Source organism: Bacillus cereus group sp. MYBK139-1, assembly GCF_051916915.1.
GTDB lineage: Bacteria > Bacillota > Bacilli > Bacillales > Bacillaceae_G > Bacillus_A > Bacillus_A pacificus.
In genome coordinates this window covers 491459-512834 of the sequence record NZ_JBQAHO010000001.1, presented here as the reverse complement: position 1 = coordinate 512834, position 21376 = coordinate 491459, and the positions used below count along the sequence as shown (strand labels likewise).

Sequence of the window (21376 nt, the reverse complement as noted above, 5' to 3'; positions counted from 1 at the left end):
TTAAAGCTCCCTTCTTACTACACTATTATCGATTATTTCAATAAAACGGCCGTATGCTTCCTGCCATTCTAATTGGTTTTGAGGTTGATAATGTTTAACAGGAAACGAGTTTTCAACAATCTCTCTACCTTCCTTTAAATCCTTTATTTTCCCTAGCGCAATCCATTGCGATAATGAATTTCCAATCGCACTCGCTTCAACTGGTCCCGCTACAACTGGGCGGTTAGTCGCATTTGCGGTAAATTGACAAAAAAGATCATTTTGAATGCCACCGCCGCCCATATGGATGACTTCTATTGACTTACCAGTTAACACTTCCAGCTTCTCTAACACCCATCTGTACTTGAATGAAAGACTCTCCAAAATACAGCGGAGGAAACTCCCTTCCGTTTCAGGCGACTGTTGACCACTCTTTATACAGAAATCTCGGATTTGTTTTAGCATATTTTCCGGATTGAAGAAAGAAGGATCGTCTGGGTCTATAAAATGTGCAAATGGCTTTGTATTTCGAATCAACGTTGCTTCTTCTTCGTAAGTAAAAAGCTTGCCTTCTTTTGCCCAAGTCCCCCTACATTCTTGAATGAGCCATAACCCCATAATATTTTTAAGTAGCCGAAACTCGCCATCTGCCGTTCCTTCATTTGTAAAGCCCCATTCCAAAGCCTGTTCATTAATGACTGGATCCTTCACTTGAACTCCCATTAAGATCCATGTACCACAACTCATAAACACAGAATATTCTGACTTAATAGGCAGTGCGGCAAGAGCACAGGCTGTATCATGTCCTGCACCAGCAATAACTTTAACAGGCTTCATGCCAAATTCGTTATGAATGGAAGAAAGTGTCGGACCGAGAGTTGTTCCTGGCATCACAATATTTCCCATGATTTCTTTAGGTAGCTTTAACTTAGTCATAAGGGCGGTATCCCAATTACGCTCATGAATGTGAAATAATGATGTCGTTGTACTAATCGTATATTCATTCGCCTTTTCGCCGGAAAATAAATAACTCAATAAGTTTGGTGTTAATAATAGAGTTTTTGCCTTTTCTATCAAATCTGGGTTATTCTTTTTTATCGTATAAAGCTGGCAAATCGTATTAATTGCTGCTGGCGTGACCCCCGTTCGAGAGAACAAAACATCCCTCGGAATGACTTCCGTGATTTCTTTTAAACTATCATTTGTATGCGGATCTCTATAAGAATAAGGATTGCTAAGCAATTCCCCTGTTGCAGAAAGAAGTCCGAAATCAACGCCCCACGTATCAATAGATAAACTTTCGATCGACTTATGACCGTTTTGAATACTTTTCCCTATTCCATTCTTCATTTCTTGGAAGATCCTTAAAATATCCCAATAATAATGACCAGTTGCGTAAATAGGGCGATTGGAGAACCGGTGAACTTCTTCAAGATAAAGGCGTTTCCCATCAAATCCACTTACCATTAAACGCCCATTAGATGCACCTAAATCAAAAGCCCAAACTTTTTCCATTCCTTCACACCCCTCGGAAACACTTCAATTACTCCGCATCTTTTAGTAGTTGTAATCTATATTTCTCAGAAGATAGATTTCTTAATTCGTGACATTCTTCCTCTGTCAAAATTCTTGGCACGCCCACAGTCGATGCAATTGTATATACTTTGGCCGCTTCTTCTAGAATTTGCATGAGAAAATATGCTTCTTTCATTGTTTTACCAACCGTAAGTACCCCGTGATTCCTCATTACGACTACATCATTTTCTTCAATCACATTTGATACAGCGTTAGCCAATACTTCTGTAGTCGGTATCATATATTCAAGATAAGATACGCTTTTGATCATTGCTGGAAAATCTGGGAATAGACTTGGAATGGTATGACCCGTACATGATACACCTACCGAATAACTTGGATGAGCATGTAAAACAGCTGTTATATCAGGACGTTTACGAAAACATTCCAGATGCATTAATATTTCAGAAGATGGTTTTAAATCATCCAATATCTCACCAGTTTCAATATTGACACGTACCCACTCGTGGTCTTCTATCTCTTGCAAATCAAAACCGCTAGGAGAGATATACATCATATTCTCGTCTCTCATACTTAAATTTCCACCTGCTCCTACTACAAGACCCGTTTGGACAATCTTATTTGCATATAATTTCAAATCATTTATTACACTCGGCAATGGTATGCACCTCAATTTCTCTTTTATTTGCACCGCTAGTTTCGATTTAAATTTTATTGATATAGAACTTCCTTAATTTTGGGATCATCAATGTTCTTTTTATCGTACCAATAGAAACCAGTGTCAATTGTTTTGGATACTTGTTTCCCATCTAGGTTCTCAACAGCTGCTTTAACAGTTTCATAACCAATTCCAATTGGATTTTGCGTAATCGCACCTGCCATTACTCCGCTCTTAATCGCATCAATTTGTAGTTTTCCAGAGTCAAAACCAACTACTACTACACTCTTTTTGTTCAATTCTTTAACAGCATTTACTACCCCAATCGCAGACCCTTCATTTGTACCGAAAATACCTTTTACATTTGGGTGTGCTTGCATAATTGCCTTAGCAGCGTCAGTCGATTTTAATTGATCGCCGCTACCATACTGGATATCAACAAGTTTGATGTTTGGATACTTTGATTTGATTGTATTTACAAAACCATCTCGGCGTTCAACACCTGTTTTACTTGTCTGGTCGTGAGCAACTACTGCTACTTCTCCTTTTTCACCAATTAATCCAGCCATTTTCTCAGCTGCAAGAGCTGCCGCTGCTTTATTATCTGTTGCCGCTGTTGCTACGGGTATATCTCCCTCAACACCTGAGTCAAACGCAACAACAGGAATTTTTTTGTTTTTTGCTTGTTCTAACAAAGGAAGAGCTGCCTTAGAGTCTAATGCCGCAAAACCAATCGCATCTGGTTTTTTATCAAGTGTGCTACGGAGCATTTCAACTTGTTTATCAACTTGCGCTTCCGTTTCAGGACCTACAAATGTAATAGTCACCTTATATTCATCTGCTGCTTGCTCAGCCCCTTTTTTAACTGCCTGCCAAAACTGATGTTGGAAACCTTTTGAAATAATCGCAACATAGCGCTTGCCGTCATCCCTTGCAGGAGCATTACTATCCTTACTTCCCGTGCTTGCATTGTTTGAAGAACACGCTCCCATAAACATTGAGATTGCGAGAATTGACGATAAAACGATGCCCTTTTTTGCTTTCTTCATCCAAAACTCCCCCTATATATTGTTTTATTTTAAAAACAGTATCGTAGTTAATTCTTTGCTTTTTTGTTTCGTAGCACATCTGCGTAAACTGCTAATAAGATAACCGCCCCAACAACTACTGTTTGCCACTCTTGCGGTACGGAAAGGATTTGAAGACCATTTGTTAACACACTCATAATCAATGCACCGATAACCGTACCAAGAATTGTTCCTTTACCACCACTTAAAGAAGTTCCTCCGATAACGACTGCTGCAATTGCTTCCAATTCATATCCCGCTCCTAAAGCTGGCTGGGCAGAATTTAGACGAGATGCCATTATAATCCCTGCAACACCAGTAAAAACACCTGCAAGCATATAGATAATGATTTTCCACTTATCAACATTCACTCCAGAAAGCCTAGTTGCTTCTTCATTGCTTCCTAGTGCAAATGTATACCTTCCGATGATCGTTTTATTTAAAATTAAACTTGCAAAAATAGCCATTCCAAAAAAGATGAAAACAGCATTCGGAATAGCAAAGCCGGGGATAATAGAACCCATCGCAATTTTGTTAAAGCTTGGTATAGAAGTGAAATAAATTGGAGTGGCTTTCGAAATAACAAGTGCCAATCCTTTCGCGATCATCATCATCGCTAACGTTGCAATAAATGGGGGAATCTTCAACTTTGCAATTGCAGCTCCAGAAATTAACCCTACTACGGCACCTATTAAAATACCTCCGAGTACAGCTACCCAAACTGGTAAACCTAAGTTGACAGCAAATACACCTGTCATAACCGAAGACAAGGTTAGTACGGTTCCACAGGATAAATCAATTCCACTTGTAACGATAATCATCGTTGCCCCTAAAGCAAGGATGCCTGTAACAGCTGTCGATAGAAAGATTCCGATAATGTTATCAAATTGTAGAAAATTAGCTGAAGCAATTGAAAAAATGACAACAAGTACAATTAAACTTGCAAATGCTAGAAGCTGCTGAAGCGCATTTGAATTTATCCTTTTCCTCATCTTCCCTTCAACTGGAAGTTCGACTACCTTTTGTATTTCCATTTTTGTTCACTCCTTTATCATCCGTTACTATTCATTACATCATTCGTTTTGTTGCAAGAGTCATAATCGCTTCTTGCGATGCTTTTTCATCATTTTTCAATTCTCCTGTTATTTTGCCTTCACACATGACAATGACACGATGACTGATTCTTAAAATTTCAGGAAGTTCCGAAGAAATCAGAATAATAGATTTTCCTTGCTGTGCTAAATCATGTAGTAACTTATAAATTTCATCTTTTGCGCCGATATCAATACCACGAGTAGGCTCATCAAAAATTAAGATATCTGAATCTCTAGTCAACCACTTGCCTATAACTACTTTTTGTTGATTCCCTCCTGAAAGATTTTTTACTAATTGATTACCGGATGGTGTTTTTATTCGTAATCTTTGAATGAGTTCTTCAGATTGTTGTTCCACCTTAGATACACGCATCCAGCCAAAAGGATTTACATAATCTTTCATCGATGCCATTGCAATATTTGTTTTTACATCCATCCCAACTAGAAGTCCAAACTGTTTTCGATCTTCAGACAAATAGCCAATTCCATGTTGTACTGCATCATAAGGATTTTTAATATTCTGTCTTTTTTCTCTAATAAAAATCTCCCCTGAATCTAATGGGTCTGCCCCAAATATGGCACGGGCTACCTCTGTTCTTCCAGCTCCCATCAATCCAGCAAAGCCAACGATTTCCCCTTTATACAGTTCAAAGCTTACATCCTTTATCACGTTCCCTCTCTTTAAATTTTTCACTTCAAACACTTTTTCTCTCGTTCTCTCTTTCATTTCTGGTTTTTGATTGTTATCAATTTTTCTTCCAACCATCATGGAGATAATTTGTTCAATCGTTGCATCCTTCGTGTTCATCGTTCCTACGTATGTACCGTCTCGCATAATCGATACGCGATCTGTAATTTTCTTTAGCTCTTCCATCCGGTGCGATATATATACAATTCCCACACCATCTTGTCGTAATTTCCGAATCATAACAAATAATGCATCGATTTCAGTATCCGTTAAAGCTGCGGTTGGCTCATCCATAATCAATACTTTTGAATCAAAAGAAAGAGCTTTAGCGATTTCCACCATTTGTTGTTTCGCAACTGTTAAATTGCCTACCAATTCTCTTGGGTCTAGATGAATGTTTAACCTTTCAAATAGTTTTTTTGCCTTGTTATTGAGTTCTTTTTCATCCAAAAAAAGATTAAATAGCCCTTTAGGTTCTCTTCCAATAAAAATATTTTGGGCAACTGTTAAATGCGGAGCCAAATTAAGTTCCTGATGAATAATGCTGATTCCAAGTCTTTGTGCTACTTTTGTATCCGGAACCTCTATTTCTTTTCCTTCGTACGCAATCGTTCCAGCATCTCTTTGATAGATCCCTGTTAAAATTTTCATTAATGTAGATTTTCCAGCTCCATTCTCACCCAACAGTGCGTGAACTTCGCCTTTTTCTAATTCAAATCGCACATTAGAAAGCGCTTGCACTCCAGGGAATGATTTACTAATTCCCTCCATCTTCAGTAGCAATTCACTCATCCTATCACCTACTACCCTATCAAATTTTTAATGAAATAATATATTAGTTTCATCATGCGTTAATCCGTAACCACGCCCTTTTTCAAAATCATATTGGCATAGAGAGCACTTTCACTCGTTGCAACAATTGCATACGCCTTCTTTGCCCTCTCATAAAATGCAAAGCGGTCAATCATCTCAAAACCATCAAAATGAGTATCATATTTTTTAATTGCTGCATCATACGTTTCCCAAATGGAGGGGGATACATGATCCCCCTTTACAACCTTCATTAATGAAACGGAATGATCGCTATACGTATCGAGTGGAAAAAATTTTAAAATCGCCTGTAATACTTCAAGAACCCCATGACCTTCACATCGAATGAGCTTCGTCCCGCAAGAGGCAGCAGGGAAATTGCCATCCGCTAAAACAATCTCATCCCCATGCCCCATTTCTAAAAGAACTTTCATTAAATCCGGACTAATTATTTTCGGTATTCCTTTTAGCATTTCTATCTCCCTTCCGATTTTTAACTTAACGAAAATACGTATCAACTACTTACACTTTGTGCATCTATTAATAACTTCGGTGTAAATATTTCATGAAAGGGACCTTCTTCATTATTTAAACGTTTCAGTAATATATCACCTACCCTTTCTCCCATTTCATATGGTTTGTGAGCGACTGATATAATCCCAGGCGCTCGTAATAATTGTGCTGCTTCCACATCACCAAAAGAAGCAATCACGATGTCCTCTGGTACAGAGTAACCCCTCCTCGTTAATTCAAGAAGAACACCAAATGCCATTTCATTGTTCAAAGATAGAATAGCTGACGGTTTCTCAGTGAAATTCAGAAAATAATCAACTGCTTTCATACCACCTTCTCTTGTGAAAGTGCTATTAAACGTATAGTTTTCATCTTCTTGAATCCCAAACTCTTCCAAAGCTTTCTGAAATCCTTCATAGCGCTCTTTACCTGTACTAACGTTTAACAGTCCATTTACAAGACCAATCGATCGATGCCCCTGTTGTAAAAGATAGCTCGTTAATGTATAAGCACTTTCAAAATTACTTTCTACAACCGAATCTAATTTTGAATCTCCAATTTCAACAGTCCGATCAACTAAAACGATTGGTACACCAGCCTGATGAATACTTCTTACTCTTTCTTCACAACCTCCAGCAGTCGCCAACACAATCGCATCTACCCGTTGTTCCACTAGTAGCTGCAACAATTTATCCTCTTTTTTAGGATTTTCATGACTGCTACAAAAAATAAGGTTATAGCCCTTTTGCTGCACAATATCTTCAATCGCCTTTGAAATTGTCATGTAATAATGATTTGTGATATCCGGAATCACAACACCAATCGTGTATGTTTTATCTTGCTTTAAACTTCTAGCAATCGCATTTGGTTGATAATTAAGCTTTTTCACAGCTAAAAAAACACGATCTTTAATGTCGTCACTTACAAATCCACTTTCGTTTAACACTCGAGATACTGTAGCTGTAGACACATTCGCTTCCATTGCAACATCTTTAATTGTAGACTTTGCCATTTCATCACTCTTTCTTAGTTTTCAAGAAATCGTTTACTTCAGTTTTGTTTAAACCCTTATTTCATCCATGTAAACGATTACTTAGTAGTTTACATGGATAATAATAATTTAATTTTCAGAATATTTCAAGGCTTTTTATAAACATTTTTTTCTCAAAAAATTCACCTATACATCAGATAACCTGAAAAACGTGAATGGAGTCGTTTTTTTCGTGATTAAATCCACGTTTATTACACATTCTACTGCCGTCATACCGTTCTATTTTGAAGTTTCATAGTACATAAAAAAGAGCCTACTCGATTGAGTTGACTCTTTCCTTTATTTACTCCCCTGTTTCAGAGAATCGCTTTATACGTTCACCAATTTCATCACGAACCCGCTGAAACTCAGACCATTCTTTTCCTGCTGGATCATCAAATCCCCAATGAACACGATTCACATCCGGCGGAGTAGATGGACAAACAGAATCCGCATGACTACAAAGCGTAACGACTAAATCAGCACGATTTAAAATGTTTGCATCAATTATATCTGATGTTTGATTTGTTATGTCGATATTTACTTCGTTCATTGCTTTAATGGCATTTGGATTCACTCCATGTGCTTCGATTCCCGCAGAATACACATTCCACTTATCCCCTAAATATTGTTTCCCCCATGCTTCTGCCATTTGGCTTCTGCATGAATTTCCTGTACATAAGAAATAGATTGTCTTTTTATTTTCCATGTTGTTTTCCGCCTTTGTTTTTAAATTATACTGGTTGATCATTAAAATATTTACGCTTAAACCAAAAAGCGACGTTTACAAGTGCAATCATGACAGGGACTTCAACTAACGGTCCGATCACAGCTGCGAACGCTGCGCCTGAATGAATACCAAACACACCAACTGCTACAGCAATCGCTAACTCAAAGTTATTACTACCTGCTGTAAATGCTAACGTTGTAGTCACCGGATAGTTTGCACCAATTTTTTTTCCCATAAAGAAAGAAACGAAAAACATTACAATAAAATAGATTAATAACGGAACCGCTATTCTTACTACATCTAGTGGCACGCTAACAATCATCTCTCCTTTTAAAGAGAACATAACGATGATTGTAAATAGCAATGCAAGTAGTGTAAGTGGACTAATCTTCGGTATAAACACCTTTTCATACCACTCTCTTCCTTTTAACTTAACGAGTACAAAGCGTGTCAACATACCTGCTATAAAAGGAATTCCTAAATAGATACATACTGATTTCGCTACTTCTATCATTGTAATATCGACAATAGCCCCTTCAATCCCTAACCATTCTGGAATGACTGTTACAAATACGTATGCATAAACCGAGAAAAAGAGCATTTGGAATACCGAATTAAAAGCGACTAAACCTGCCGCATACTCTTTATCTCCATCGGCAAGATCGTTCCAAACAATTACCATTGCAATGCAACGTGCTAATCCAATCATAATGAGACCGACCATGTATTCTGGTTTATCAGGAAGAAAAATAATTGCTAACACAAACATAAGTACCGGACCAATAATCCAGTTTTGTACTAAAGATAAAACTAACACTTTAACATCTTTAAATACTCGGCCCATTTCCTCATAGCGAACTTTCGCTAATGGTGGATACATCATGACAATTAAACCAACAGCAAGTGGAATAGACGTCGTTCCAACTTGTAATGTATTCAGTCCGTCTACTACACTAGGGAATACAAACCCTAAACCAATCCCAACAGCCATCGCTAGAAAAATCCATAGTGTTAAATATCGGTCTAGAAAAGATAAGCGTTTCATTTTATTTTCCATCTCCTATTAACAACAAGAATTTTTAGCTACCTCATTTGCAGTCGTGCAACATGATGACTCTTCAATTTTGTGAACATCACTATGTGCTTTCGTATAAAAGAATTCCCACTCATTCCCATCAGGGTCTGTTACCCAAAACTTATCTTGTACTGCATAGCAACAAGTCGTATCCATCTCATCACGCGCAAAGAAACCTTCTTTTTCTAATCTTTCTTTATGTAATGTAATTTCTTCAGCTGTATCCACTTGGAAACCGAAATGATTTACCTGATTTCCCTTCACTTCATCTCGTACGTTCAGCGTAAAATTAAGTCCTGGCGTCTCTAATAAAAATTTTGCATAATCCGTTTTCACCTTAACTGGCGATACACCAAATACCATTTCGTAAAACTCAATAGACTTCTCTAAATTCGTAACATTTATACCAACGTGAACATATCTCATACCTTATTCCTCCTCTTTACATATCATTAATCAATTTTTTTTGATTAATAGCGCAAAATTTTAACAGCAGCTACCTTTTCCTGTTTTTCTAAAGATACAGCACAATTCTTCTGATAATAAATTATTCACTTCCGCATCATTTAAATCATAATAACTCCACGTACCTTTTGTTTCTTTTACAATCAAACCTGCATCTAATAAAATCTTTAAATGATAGGACAACTTAGATTGTGTCATTTCAAAAATCTCTGTTAAATCACATACACACGTTTGGCCTCTCTGACAAAGTTCATACATGATTTCTAAACGCTTTTGATCCGCTAATGCTTTGAATTTTTTCTCATAGAGCTGGAAATTTTGTGCCACTGTAGTTCACTCTCCCTTCATCAATTTTTTTTGATATTTATAGTATATAGGCTGGTGAGTTCTTTATGCAACTAATATATCAATTTTTTTCGATTAATATAACCTCCTCTTCTTTCACATCTTATAGAGAATACATCTGTAGTCTCTTCCAAATACATCATTATATTTCAATATAATTACATAACAGAAAAAATAGTACCTTATCCTTACTATGGTTCTCGTAAATAGGATAACGTACTATTTTTATACGAAATAAGAAGTATCAACTCTAACCGAAGACTCTTTGAAACACCTTCTCATTTCTCTATTGCTTTAACATAAGACACTGTTATGGAACTACATTTAGATTTTCAAACAACCATAATACTACTTCTTCATCTGGTGAAGTAGTATTTATCATCAATCTTAATATCATACTTTCCAATTGTAAGGCTTTCCTCTCAAACATTATCCTTCCTTCATATCTGTAAGGAGGTCATTTTTCCATGCAATTGTATGCACATAAGAATCTTTAACTCTAAACATACCTAGTGTGTAAAAAATATTGTATTTATCTTTGCTTATGAACTCTATGTCCAATTTATTAAAGTGACTACCGATATGAAAAGCAAGAAAGTACTCATGCCAATCTGAATAGGAGCTTTGAGCAAGTTTTGCCGCTTGTATCATATAATGTTCCGCTTCTTTTTTAGATAAATAACCTAATCTTTTACCAATTCGACTTAAACAAATACACCATGCATAATCAAATGCAGCAATCCCAGCATCAGGTAACATGTGCAATGAGTAATTCACAACGTACATTTTTTCATCATTTGATTGTCTTGGAAGTAATAGTTTTCGCTGTGCTTCTGAAAGAGGGGTTAATTGATTGTACATCGTTTGAAATTCTTGGCGTGATCCTTCTGTTAATAACCACTCAATCATTTCTTTCAATTGTGCTGGTTCGTTACAATCAAATTTTTGTAATTGTTTCTTCAAAAACTTTTTCCCAAGTATACGGTCTCTTATAAATGTAAATTCATATTTTGTAAAATAATGAATAAGAAAATAAGTACCCATACATATAGTAGACATGCTTCGTAAATATTGTTTTACCTGTTTTTTCTTTCTTGAAACGAACACCTAAGCTCCTCCTTACATTTTGATTTTCAGTCTATAAAACTTCCACGCTTCCCAAACAACCGGAAGAAGAAGGATATATTTGAAAGGTAATCGCGTAATAATAGCAAGAATAAAAAATAAAATATACACCCAAGTACGTCTTAAAAACATGCCACTATACATCAATATCCAACCAAATACATAAGCCATTGTAACCTCTGGTTTATTTGGTTTCTTTCCGCTTTGTGCCAAAAACGAATTGAAATATGATAGAAACTCAACATGGTTCCTATCTATTTGAAAAGCATCCTGCACTATTTTTTCAGCTTTCTCTATTTCTCCCGCTTTTTCTAAGCATTTTGTCATCATGAACATCGCATCCATATGCTCTGGGTAGACAGAAAGAAGATGTTCACAATCTTTGATAGCATCGTGAAATTGCCCAAGATTATGCTGAATACGGGCACGATATAATAATGCATCTGGGTCGTCTTTATCAATCAACAGAATATTGCTAAATGCTTGTAATGCCTTCTCCTTATTGTCTATACGTAAATAATAAATACCTTGCATACGTAATAATTCAGGGTCCCTTTGATACATTGCAAACGCACGATCCAGTTCTTCTTTTACATCTTCTAATTCATTCGCTATCAGTTTCCTTTGTATTTCTTCTCGTATATAGAAATACAACTCAAAATCTAAATCAGCAGTTTTTTCAAAAATATCATAACGCATTTCTTTTTCGCCGCTAATTCTTTCTAATAAAAATTGAATTGTATTTTCTCCATATTCATTTACTAAATCATTTCTTTGCTCGCTGAATCGAAATACTTGATCGATTAATTCCCAAATCGAATGTGGGAAGTGATAATGATATAAGAAAAATTCAATTAACTGATCTTGTAGTGCTGCTGCATATTGAACGTCCCATATCACATCTGAACGCAATATTTCCTCCCAATTCCCCTGCTCTATCCGTGCAAAGAAATTATCATAAAGCGTCTCAACACTTTCCATGAATGTATAGACTGGATGCTCAGTAATTGTAGTAGTAGCAATTTCCGCATCACTGTCAGTCCATGGAGAAAATACATGTTCCCTATCAAGAGCATTCATATCATCTATTTGAATCGACGGCTTATCTTTCATATTTTTCGCACTTTTCACTGCCTCGTCAAACGCTTCTCTTAATTTTTGATATCCTTCTGGATCATCTTCTGGATGATGTATTTTCAGGAGTTTTGCATAAGCTTTTTTAATGACTGAAATATTGTCAGTAGGTTCAATCTCCAATGTATTCCAAATACTCATTAGCGATTTGCCCACCTTTCCATACTTTCAATATGTTCTTTTAATATACTGGAAGCTTCTTTAATCTTTTTATCATTTTGCGTTGTAAGCACGCTCTCAAATTGTTGCAGTAATATAGAAATCTTTTTGCGTTCATCACCAAGTAACTCTTCATAAAGCCTTTCGCACTTTGCAAGAAGAAGTCGATTTTCTTCTCTATCTCTCGGATGAATTTTAATATGTCTTAACTCTAAAAGTCTCTTTTCTATTTCTGCATCTGTAAGATTTCCAGCGTTTTGCTGTATGATCGTTCTTTTCTTTTCTCCAGTTGATGTACTTATTACCTCAACTTCAAGAATGCCATTAATGTCGTATGTATAACGAATATCAACCGACTCATTTCCAGCAGGAGCAGGAGGAATCTTAATTTTGAGCTCACCCAGTTTTAAATTATTTACTACCTTACGGTTTTCTCCTTGATATACATCAATAGTTATAAATTGTTGTTTATCCTTTACTGTATAGAGTCGCTCCACCTTACTTACAGGAATTGGTGTATTTCTCTCTATAATAGGGAAGAAGTACCCAGACTCTGACTTACCATCTCCAAATTCTTGAACAACACTTGTTCCTAAAGAATATGGACAGACATCGGTTAAAATCACTTCTTCTAAAGCCTTATTTCGTTCTTTTAAGGCAACTTGAATTGCAGCACCTAAAGCAACTGTTTCATCTGGATTTATATTTGCATAAGGCATACGCCCAAACATTTTAGAAATAACAGATTTCACAAGAGGCATACGAGTCGCTCCACCAATTAAAATGACAGCGTCTAAATCATTCGGGTTTAACGAAGCATCACGAAGAGCACGTTCAATCGGATAACGAAGACGTAACAGTAGCGGCGTTACAATCTTTTCGAATTCACCCCTATTTATACTTGTTTCATATGTTTGATTATGAATCACAACATTCATAGTTGCAGTTGACTCATTACACAAAGCAAGCTTACAGCGTTCTGCTTGTGTATAAATTAATGATAATGTTTTTGAATCAAGCGACTCTGGATCCAGTTGATGGGATTCTAAGAAGAAGGTCATTAAACTTTTCGTGAAATCTTCACCACCAAGATAATTATCACCCGCAATAGATTTTACATCCATTATCCCTTCAAACAATTCCAAAATGGAAACATCAAAAGTTCCTCCACCTAAATCAAATACGAGAAATTTTGTTTCTGATTGTTCTTGGTATAAGCCATAAGCAATTGCCGCAGCTGTCGGTTCACTAATGAGGCGTTCTACTGTTAATCCTGCTATTTCCGCTGCACGTTTCGTTGACTTTCTCTGCGTATCATTGAAATAGGCAGGGACACTAATTACAGCACCGGTAACCTCTTCATTTAAATACGCTTCTGCGTCTTGTTTTAAAGATTTAATAACAAAAGATGATAACTCTTCAGATGAAAAAGTATATGTACCCAGCTCATATTTTTTCTCTGTTCCTATAAAACGTTTAAAAGTTGCTGCTGTTAGTTGTGGATGAGTAATTAGTCGCTCTTTCGCAATACGCCCAACTAAAATTTCCCCCGTTTCATCAACGCTAACTACCGATGGTGTGAGAAATTCACCTAAAACATTTGGAATAAGTGTTGCACCATCTTCCGACCATGTTGCTACTAAACTATTAGTTGTCCCTAAATCAATTCCAATTATCGCCATACTAATCCCCTCTCTTTTTACTATATTTTACTATACCATTATAAATAGGAAAAGTATGTAATAAACTAATAATATCAAACATTCAGAATATAGAAACTCTATTTCAATCTAGTTAAATGAAATACTTCGTTAAGTTATAATAAGTATGCTCCAATCTTATCCCATTCTTTTTTGAAGAGAATTTTTCGTTCTCATATTGGTTGCCCGCTAATAGTGAAAATCTCTCCTTCGTAAGGGCACTAAAAAAGAACATTGAAAAGTCAATGTTCTTTTTTAGTATGCTTCTGTTTATTAACTACACTATTCTTCAAATAAAGTGAAACTTTAATCAGTGGGGGGGCTTCATCCCCCACTGATTATCAGCCTCACCAATCGGGCTTTTATGGGAAGAACAATTCTTGTTATGTTAAATGGCTTACGATTATAAAAAATTATTAAATTAATTAAACATACTAGTTTTACTGGAAAACACATAGCTATTGTTAAGAGAAAAAGGAGTGGAACATCCACTCCTTTCAATCACCTACCCCTGATTCCTCTGGGCCTCTCTAAACTCCTCCTTCACCTTCTCTAACAGCCCTTCTTCCGTAATTAATCGATACGCCGTATTTGCTAATGCTTTTGCGGATGTAATTAATGCTTTGTCTCCTAATTCTGAACGTGCTGCTTCTCTAAATTCATTCGTATGTGCAATTAAGTCATCTGGGCCGATTTTAATGTACGGATGAATGGTCGGTACGACTTGGCTTACGTTTCCTGCATCTGTTGAGCCGATGCCAAATCTTTCTTTCCGATTTACGTCTTCACCTTGTAATTCTAGTTCTTCGGCTACGACTTCATTAAATGTTTTTGTTACGAGTAGTTCATCGATTTCATTTTGGAATTGATGGATTTTCACTTTTGCGCCTGTTGCTAACGCTGCTCCCTGAGCAATATTTTTTACTTTTTCTGTTACTTCCGCACATCTTTTTCGCGTCGCTGCACGGATGAAGAATCTTGCTGCGGCGTAGTCAGGAATAATGTTAGGTGCTTTTCCGCCCTCTGTAATAACACCATGAATCTTCACATCTGACGGAAGTTGTTGGCGAAGTGCGTTAATACTGTTGTACAGCTGAATCACCGCATCTAATGCGTTAATTCCTTCTTCAGGTGAAGCTGCAGCATGAGCTGTTTTTCCGTAAAAATGAAAATCAAGTGGATCGACTGCTAGTGAAGGACTCGTTGTCGCTGTTTTCCCACTCGGATGAATCATAAGCGCCGCATCAATGTTTTTAAATAAACCCGCCTTTACATAACTCGATTTTGCGCTACCGTTCGGTCCTCCTTCTTCAGCTGGTGTTCCAAACACGACAACTTCTCCCCCAATTTCTTCAAGCGTTTCTGATAATGCAATTGCTGCCGCAACGCTAATTGTGCCGATTAAGTTGTGACCACACGCATGGCCTAGTCCTGGCAAAGCGTCATACTCCGCTAAAAATGCGATTGCTGGTCCTTGTTTTCCAGAGCTTTTTCGCGCGATAAATCCCGTTTCATGTCCAGCTATATTGTGCTGCAGCTGAAATCCTGCACTCCCTAGCAATAAACTCAACGTTCTTGATGCGTAAAACTCTTGGTTACCAATCTCCGGATTCGCATGAATATCGTGACTTGTTTCTATGTACTTTTCCTTATTTCTTTCAATACTCTCTTCAATTGTTTTTCTTTGTGACGTTACTCCTGTCGCTCCCATTTTTCTTCCCCCTTATATTTTCACATAAAAAAGCCTCTTTCTAAAAGATAGAAAGAGGCTTCTGCATATACAGTCAAAATGAGCTTCTTTCTTATCTTTCAAGTTACCTTGCTGGAATTGGCACAGTATTCATAACGAATCCGCTGCCGAGGTATCATAGGGCCAGTCCCTCCACCTCTCGTGATAAGAATTTTCATAAAATTATATTAAATTACATTCATTCTAAGTTCATTTTAAATAAAAGTCAAGGAATTCCTATCCGAATTTACCGGATATCTAAAAATCCTTTTAATACACCAATTGTCTCAGGTGCTTGCAGTCTCGCACATACGTACGGGAATTCCGTACTACCTTCAAACATCATTTGAGATGTGAGTGGTGCGCCTGCCCAAAAGATTTCATCATCGATTACGATAAACGGGAATGCTTTATTTTGCCTTTGTAACTTTACATTTTTCAGTGGAACTGGTCCATCACTATACACTGTTATTTGCGCATTTGTACGCATTAATGCTTGCCATACTCGCTTATCCACTTGCTTTGTGCTTGGAAGTGAAATAATAATCTTTCGTTTTGCAGCTAAAATATCTTTCAATAAACCTTTTGGCTCTTCAAGATTCATTTCCATAAACCAGCGTAAACGTTTCGAAATTTTCCGCTCCCATAATTGTCTTGATGTCGTACGATCATACACATCTCCGTGACGTTCTATATGAGCTGTTAATTGTGATAACGCTTGTTTTCTCGAAAGGTTTTTACGCATATAATGACAATCTGATAGTTGAATGAACTTCCGATACGATAAACTTAACTAAATCTATACAATTCAATCAAATTTACACAAGTTAGTGCTTCATCGTGTTCTCGCAACCCCAAAGGGACGAGGGGTATAACACTCCACACGAGGCAGTATCGTTACCTCCTATTATCAAGCATTTATTTTACCCATCTTGATAAATTTATCGCAGCATTTACATCCCTATCATGATGGCTATTGCATGAAGCACAACACCACTCACGTATTTTTAAACTCCACTGTCCTTCTGGTTGAACTGAATGGTCGTATTTTACGCCGCAACATGAGCAAATCTTGCTTGAGGCGAACCATTTATCAGCTTTTTCATACGCAATGCCGTACTTCTCGCACTTGTATGACAAACATTGAAAAAAGAAGTTTAATTTTTGAAAGGAAAGTGCCTTCGATAGTTTTTTGTTTTTTAACAGGTTTGAGATAGGTAAGTCTTCCACAACAATCCTCATTGGTTTGGTTTTCACCAATTTAGCTGTTGCTTGATGGATATGGTTATTTCGGATATTCGTAATTTTCCTAGATAACCGCAGGTGTTCAGCTTTCGCTTTTTCATATCCGGCAGATTGAATTTTTACACCTTTTTTAAATCTCCTAGACATATCTCTTTGTGCTGACTTTTTCCTTTTCAAAAGCTTTTTAACCTTGGCATCTTTGTTTATATTTCGTTCTTTCATACCATTAGAAGCCACAAACAGCTCTTTTAAACCAACATCCACACCAATCGACTCATTGGTTAGTTCTTGGGATTCAAAATCTTCTTGGAATCCTACACTAATCCACCAGTGACGACCATCAAATGTAACTCTTGGATTGGATGGTTTTTTATTTCTTGGTAGTTGTTGGCTTGTTTTCACTTCCCCAATGGACTGAATATGAACGACTTTCTTTCCTATAACCAGTCTTTCATAATTGGCATAAAATCCTTGGATTACATCTTTTTTGGATTTATAAGAAGTGTGATAACCATTTTTGTACTTTTTGAACGAATTTTTTCTCGCCATATCAAAATCTTTTGAAGCCTGTTTGGGCACTTGTGCATTAATGCCTTTTAACCACTCATATCTCTTTCGCTTCTTGATCTTTGTAAATCGTTTCTGTAAAGCTAACTGTGAAACAGATTTTCCAAATAGCTTATAGTATCTATCACTCATTCTTTTACAATAGTTATAAGCAAACCTTGCAGCATCAGCATGGTTTCTCAGCACTTTTTCTTGTTCAGGCGTTGGAATCAGTCTAACTTTCTTCGCCAATATCATCAGAATGTAACTCCTTTAATGAAAGATTTGTTCTTCTGAATCGTAGCGTGTTCCACCAGTATTCTTCTAAGACTACTGGGATACAAACCTGTTAATTCCGATACTTGACTAACTCGTAAAAATTCCATTATTATTCTTACCTCATTGAATCTAACATAGCACGTATGTTCTGTATTTTCAAGGAAGTTTGATAGATTTAATTAAGTTTATCTCGTTCAACTAAGGGCGCAATTCCTTAGCCAGTTCTCTTATGAACTTCTCATGTTTTCACATGAGCGCAGACTATATGTTTATCTCTTTAGAGATAGAGGATTTTTCCATCACCATAGGCTTGTGATGTACTCTCGCCAGTTATACGAGATAGTCGTTGAACGTTCATCTTATCACTTTTGACTTAGATGATTCGAGGCGGAAGACCCATTGTTCTAGTGTTTAGGATTTAACCTTGCACCATCTGATTGATTTTTTCTGCTTTCGCGACATTCACGCTCGCTATTTCTAGCCACGTTGTAGTTCAATCAGCTTTAGGGATTGCCCGCAGTTAACCCTCACTACTAGCCAATCACTTGACTAGCAGGGCTTACTGATATATTTAATTAACTTTCGTTATAATTGGTTAAATAAATCGTAACAGTTAGTTACCCTCTCGCTCTCGTCACTGCTACATTGACGAGGCGATGGTTTTTATGGTCAAAGAATAACACGCCTGGTCGTTCTTGCGGATAACTATCCACTGTATCAAAAATCATCATATCTCTTTCAGAACCTTGGAACTTATGAACCGTTGCTGCTAAAACAGGTATGTGACGATACTTCGTTTTTTGCAACATTTCTCTCATACACGTTGATAAAAAGCGGGATTGTGCCCTGTAAGGTGTAACAACACCGATCGATTGAACACCGTCTAACAGTCCGATTAACATCATTTGCATCGCTACTAAACCAGACATAATATTAAAACGAGAACCTGAAGCAGCGTCTTTTAACGAAAAGGCGCCCATTAGACTCGTATCAAATAAAACACTCGCCTCATTTGCGAATGGTTGCAATTGCGCAAGTTCTTTACGGTCTGAAACAGACGGATGATCGTATACTCTATTTTTATAAATAAACGAGTTTGTAAACTTAGATATATCCGCATGCATACGTCTTTGTTCCTGCAGCATAAACAGGTTCGGGTGTGCTTCTGATTTATTAACAGACTCAACAATCCCGGCATGGTAAAACATATCTTCCCCAAGCCATTTTCGAACGAGTTCATGGTTCGCCATCGCAATTGGAGGTAACTGTAAAAAATCACCACATACGACGATGCGTTTTCCAAGTGAAGCAGCTAATGCAATTTGCGGAACATATGCCATACTTACTTCATCTACAACAACTAAATCAAATGTACGCTCATAAATCAATGAATCAATGGCACATTTCGATAAAGTTGCGCCGATTACTTTCGCATTTTCAATGTATTCTTTTTCTACTTCTTTAATTTTCGCTTTTTGCTTTCGAAGATCACTTTCAATCTCTTGTATACGCTTCTTATCAGCAGACGTCGCTTTATATGATAAAATCTTTTCACGAAGCTCTTGGCGTGTTTCTTCTAAATAGAGTCTTTCTTCTCCCCAAGATCCATTCGTCGTTTCAACTAACTTCGATGCAAGTAACGTTTCATGATTTCGTATATGTTCATGCTGGCTATAACCGTAACGAACAATTTCGCCAGGGGTCCATTTCTTTTTCTTTTCAATTTGCTTCGTTACTTCGCTCATTAATACGTCTACTGCCGCATTACTATGAGCTAATACAAGTACCGATTTTCCTTTTTGATAATGCGCCGAAATAATACGTGATAAGTTGTAAGACTTTCCTGTTCCCGGTGGTCCCCATACGTACGTTGTTGGATTGTAAAACGAACGATACGCCAATTCATTTTTCGGATTTTTCATCTTCTCAATATGTTTCGGACTACTCGTCCCGTCAACAAGACGCTTTATACGATTACGTTTTAACTTATCTTTACGTGCCTCTTTTAATCGCTCTTGCAGCTGCTCTAACAATTGCCACGGTTCACTATATAAAACCGCTTCTCTTATTTCGCCTTGTATATAATCATTTAATTTCAATTCTATTTCTAATCCATGTACAGATAATACTTCCCCTGTCGCTTCCTCACCATCGAACTCAATTCGAATCGGTGAACCTTCAGGTAAGCTTACTTCCGAAATAAGCTGAAATACGTATACTGTACTTTCATAATCTGTATATAAAAAACGACCGTTTATGATAGAAATTTTACTACCACCTATCGTTTTCCAATGTTTAATTTCATACGCTAATGCATAATGCCACTCTTTCATCGTTTCCGATAATGAAGGAGTTTGAGTATGTGTATTCATCGTATAATCTCCTTCCTTCTCCCCAAACATACTTTCTCACTATACCATATAACACGCTAAAATTTGTAAGGTTTTTATCTTGCTTATTTTCTTAATTTTCAATAACATATTGTATATAATTTTCAGAAAGAAGGAATCTACATGCCAGTTAGAAGAATTGAACACGTCGGACTTATGGTTGCAAACCTAGAAACATCTATCGCATTTTATGAAGAAGTAGTTGGCTTACAACTCATTAAACGTATGGGACACCCGAATCCAGACTTAAAACTCGCTTTTTTAGGTGTAGAAGAATCAAAGGAAACGATACTGGAACTCATTGAAGGCTACAACTCTTCTCTTCCGGCAGAAGGAAAAGTACATCACATTTGCTTTAAAGTGGATTCATTAGAGGATGAAATTGAAAGAATACAAAAACACGGCGTAACCTTCCTACTAGGAGAGGAAATTGAAACATTACCAGATGGAACACGTTACATATTCTTCGCTGGTCCTGATGGAGAGTGGATTGAGTTTTTTGAGACGGAGAGATAAAGTGAAACTTTAATCAGCCCACAAATAGCAGGATAAATAACTTTATGATCAACATGAGGGGTAGAAACTAATGAATACAGTTTTTATTATCGTTTTTTGGATACTTATACTATTTCCACTTCTTTATATAATCCTGATAAAGAAGTGGAATATAAAAGTAGTTGCTTTATTTGTGGGAAGGATTCTATTAAGCATTCTCTATTTCATAAATGGAATGGTGTTAGAACTGCAACGAAATTGGGTAGATCCCCCTATGAAACAGAATGGGATTTCTTTGTAAAGTTTTTACTAAATGGGAAAACTGATACACTTATACACTTGTTACTTCTAATTATTATCATTACTTTGGATCTATTCATTACATTTTATTATATTAATAAAAAGAAATAGGATATTCTCTCCTATTTCTTTTTTTATGAGTAGCGCCATATCGCTATCAAACTAAGGTTTATGCTGCCCCTAAACAATAATTTTTTACAGTTTTACTCTGGGGATGTCAATTTTACTATTTTTTAGGTATTTATTTTTACTAGCTTGATGGACATGGGGTTGATTTATTTTCT

General features: G+C 36.7%; 17 protein-coding genes, 3 pseudogenes and 1 riboswitch. Of the genes and pseudogenes, 2 read left to right on the top strand and 18 right to left on the bottom strand.

Features of this window, described 5'->3' with window-relative positions:
- From ACTFRS_RS02605 to ACTFRS_RS02520, 18 genes and pseudogenes are all read right to left on the bottom strand, one after another.
- Nucleotides 1-1494, bottom strand: a complete 1494-nt coding sequence (locus tag ACTFRS_RS02605; RefSeq protein WP_440024345.1) for a rhamnulokinase — start codon at nucleotides 1492-1494, stop codon at nucleotides 1-3.
- A gap of 28 nt (nucleotides 1495-1522) precedes the next feature.
- The gene (locus tag ACTFRS_RS02600; protein ID WP_439194856.1) at nucleotides 1523-2173 is read right to left on the bottom strand and encodes a class II aldolase/adducin family protein; all 651 of its coding nucleotides are present in this window, start codon (nucleotides 2171-2173) and stop codon (nucleotides 1523-1525) included.
- Between the two features lie 53 nt (nucleotides 2174-2226).
- Nucleotides 2227-3222 (bottom strand): ABC transporter substrate-binding protein, encoded by a 996-nt coding sequence (locus tag ACTFRS_RS02595; protein WP_139866047.1) that lies wholly within the window; start codon nucleotides 3220-3222, stop codon nucleotides 2227-2229.
- A 47-nt stretch (nucleotides 3223-3269) separates the two neighbouring features.
- Nucleotides 3270-4274 (bottom strand): ABC transporter permease, encoded by a 1005-nt coding sequence (locus ACTFRS_RS02590; protein WP_205689045.1) that lies wholly within the window; start codon nucleotides 4272-4274, stop codon nucleotides 3270-3272.
- A gap of 34 nt (nucleotides 4275-4308) precedes the next feature.
- On the bottom strand, nucleotides 4309-5814 hold the full coding sequence (locus ACTFRS_RS02585) for a sugar ABC transporter ATP-binding protein (RefSeq protein WP_440024347.1): 1506 nt from the start codon (nucleotides 5812-5814) through the stop codon (nucleotides 4309-4311).
- A 59-nt stretch (nucleotides 5815-5873) separates the two neighbouring features.
- Nucleotides 5874-6305 carry an L-fucose mutarotase gene (gene fucU / locus ACTFRS_RS02580; RefSeq protein WP_139866049.1) on the bottom strand — a complete coding sequence of 144 codons (432 nt, stop codon included), beginning with the start codon at nucleotides 6303-6305 and terminating at the stop codon, nucleotides 5874-5876.
- 41 nt (nucleotides 6306-6346) lie between these two features.
- Nucleotides 6347-7357, bottom strand: a complete 1011-nt coding sequence (locus ACTFRS_RS02575; protein WP_139866051.1) for a LacI family DNA-binding transcriptional regulator — start codon at nucleotides 7355-7357, stop codon at nucleotides 6347-6349.
- Between the two features lie 322 nt (nucleotides 7358-7679).
- Nucleotides 7680-8084: an arsenate reductase (thioredoxin) gene (gene arsC / locus ACTFRS_RS02570; protein WP_071728034.1), complete on the bottom strand. Its 405-nt coding sequence runs from the start codon at nucleotides 8082-8084 to the stop codon at nucleotides 7680-7682.
- Nucleotides 8085-8109: 25 nt separating this feature from the next.
- Nucleotides 8110-9150: an ACR3 family arsenite efflux transporter gene (gene arsB, locus ACTFRS_RS02565; RefSeq protein ID WP_139866053.1), complete on the bottom strand. Its 1041-nt coding sequence runs from the start codon at nucleotides 9148-9150 to the stop codon at nucleotides 8110-8112.
- Nucleotides 9151-9168: 18 nt separating this feature from the next.
- Nucleotides 9169-9606 (bottom strand): ArsI/CadI family heavy metal resistance metalloenzyme, encoded by a 438-nt coding sequence (locus ACTFRS_RS02560; RefSeq protein ID WP_139866055.1) that lies wholly within the window; start codon nucleotides 9604-9606, stop codon nucleotides 9169-9171.
- Nucleotides 9607-9666: 60 nt separating this feature from the next.
- Nucleotides 9667-9972, bottom strand: a complete 306-nt coding sequence (gene arsR / locus ACTFRS_RS02555) for an arsenical resistance operon transcriptional regulator ArsR (protein WP_000068188.1) — start codon at nucleotides 9970-9972, stop codon at nucleotides 9667-9669.
- Nucleotides 9973-10419: 447 nt separating this feature from the next.
- Nucleotides 10420-11097 carry a DUF1266 domain-containing protein gene (locus ACTFRS_RS02550; RefSeq protein ID WP_139866056.1) on the bottom strand — a complete coding sequence of 226 codons (678 nt, stop codon included), beginning with the start codon at nucleotides 11095-11097 and terminating at the stop codon, nucleotides 10420-10422.
- 12 nt (nucleotides 11098-11109) lie between these two features.
- On the bottom strand, nucleotides 11110-12390 hold the full coding sequence (locus tag ACTFRS_RS02545) for a J domain-containing protein (RefSeq protein ID WP_139866057.1): 1281 nt from the start codon (nucleotides 12388-12390) through the stop codon (nucleotides 11110-11112).
- Entirely contained in the window at nucleotides 12390-14090 is a 1701-nt protein-coding gene (gene hscC / locus ACTFRS_RS02540; protein WP_139866059.1) for a molecular chaperone HscC, read from the bottom strand. Before hscC ends, ACTFRS_RS02545 begins: the two co-directional genes overlap by 1 nt.
- Before the next feature lie 523 nt (nucleotides 14091-14613).
- Nucleotides 14614-15819, bottom strand: coding sequence for a M20 family metallopeptidase (locus ACTFRS_RS02535; protein WP_139866060.1), 1206 nt, complete (start codon nucleotides 15817-15819; stop codon nucleotides 14614-14616).
- An 88-nt stretch (nucleotides 15820-15907) separates the two neighbouring features.
- Nucleotides 15908-16009, bottom strand: a riboswitch (SAM riboswitch).
- 75 nt (nucleotides 16010-16084) lie between these two features.
- A pseudogene (locus tag ACTFRS_RS02530) lies at nucleotides 16085-16612 on the bottom strand (AAA domain-containing protein); the annotation flags it as partial.
- A 143-nt stretch (nucleotides 16613-16755) separates the two neighbouring features.
- Nucleotides 16756-17886, bottom strand: a complete 1131-nt coding sequence (locus tag ACTFRS_RS02525) for an RNA-guided endonuclease InsQ/TnpB family protein (RefSeq protein ID WP_139866061.1) — start codon at nucleotides 17884-17886, stop codon at nucleotides 16756-16758.
- A 641-nt stretch (nucleotides 17887-18527) separates the two neighbouring features.
- Nucleotides 18528-20309: pseudogene (locus ACTFRS_RS02520) on the bottom strand (DEAD/DEAH box helicase); the annotation flags it as partial.
- Between the two features lie 111 nt (nucleotides 20310-20420).
- On the opposite strand from ACTFRS_RS02520, the gene ACTFRS_RS02515 reads away from it, so the two are divergent.
- Nucleotides 20421-20813 (top strand): VOC family protein, encoded by a 393-nt coding sequence (locus ACTFRS_RS02515; RefSeq protein WP_001145272.1) that lies wholly within the window; start codon nucleotides 20421-20423, stop codon nucleotides 20811-20813.
- Nucleotides 20814-20883: 70 nt separating this feature from the next.
- Nucleotides 20884-21203: pseudogene (locus ACTFRS_RS02510) on the top strand (hypothetical protein).
- Nucleotides 21204-21376: the final 173 nt, after the last annotated feature.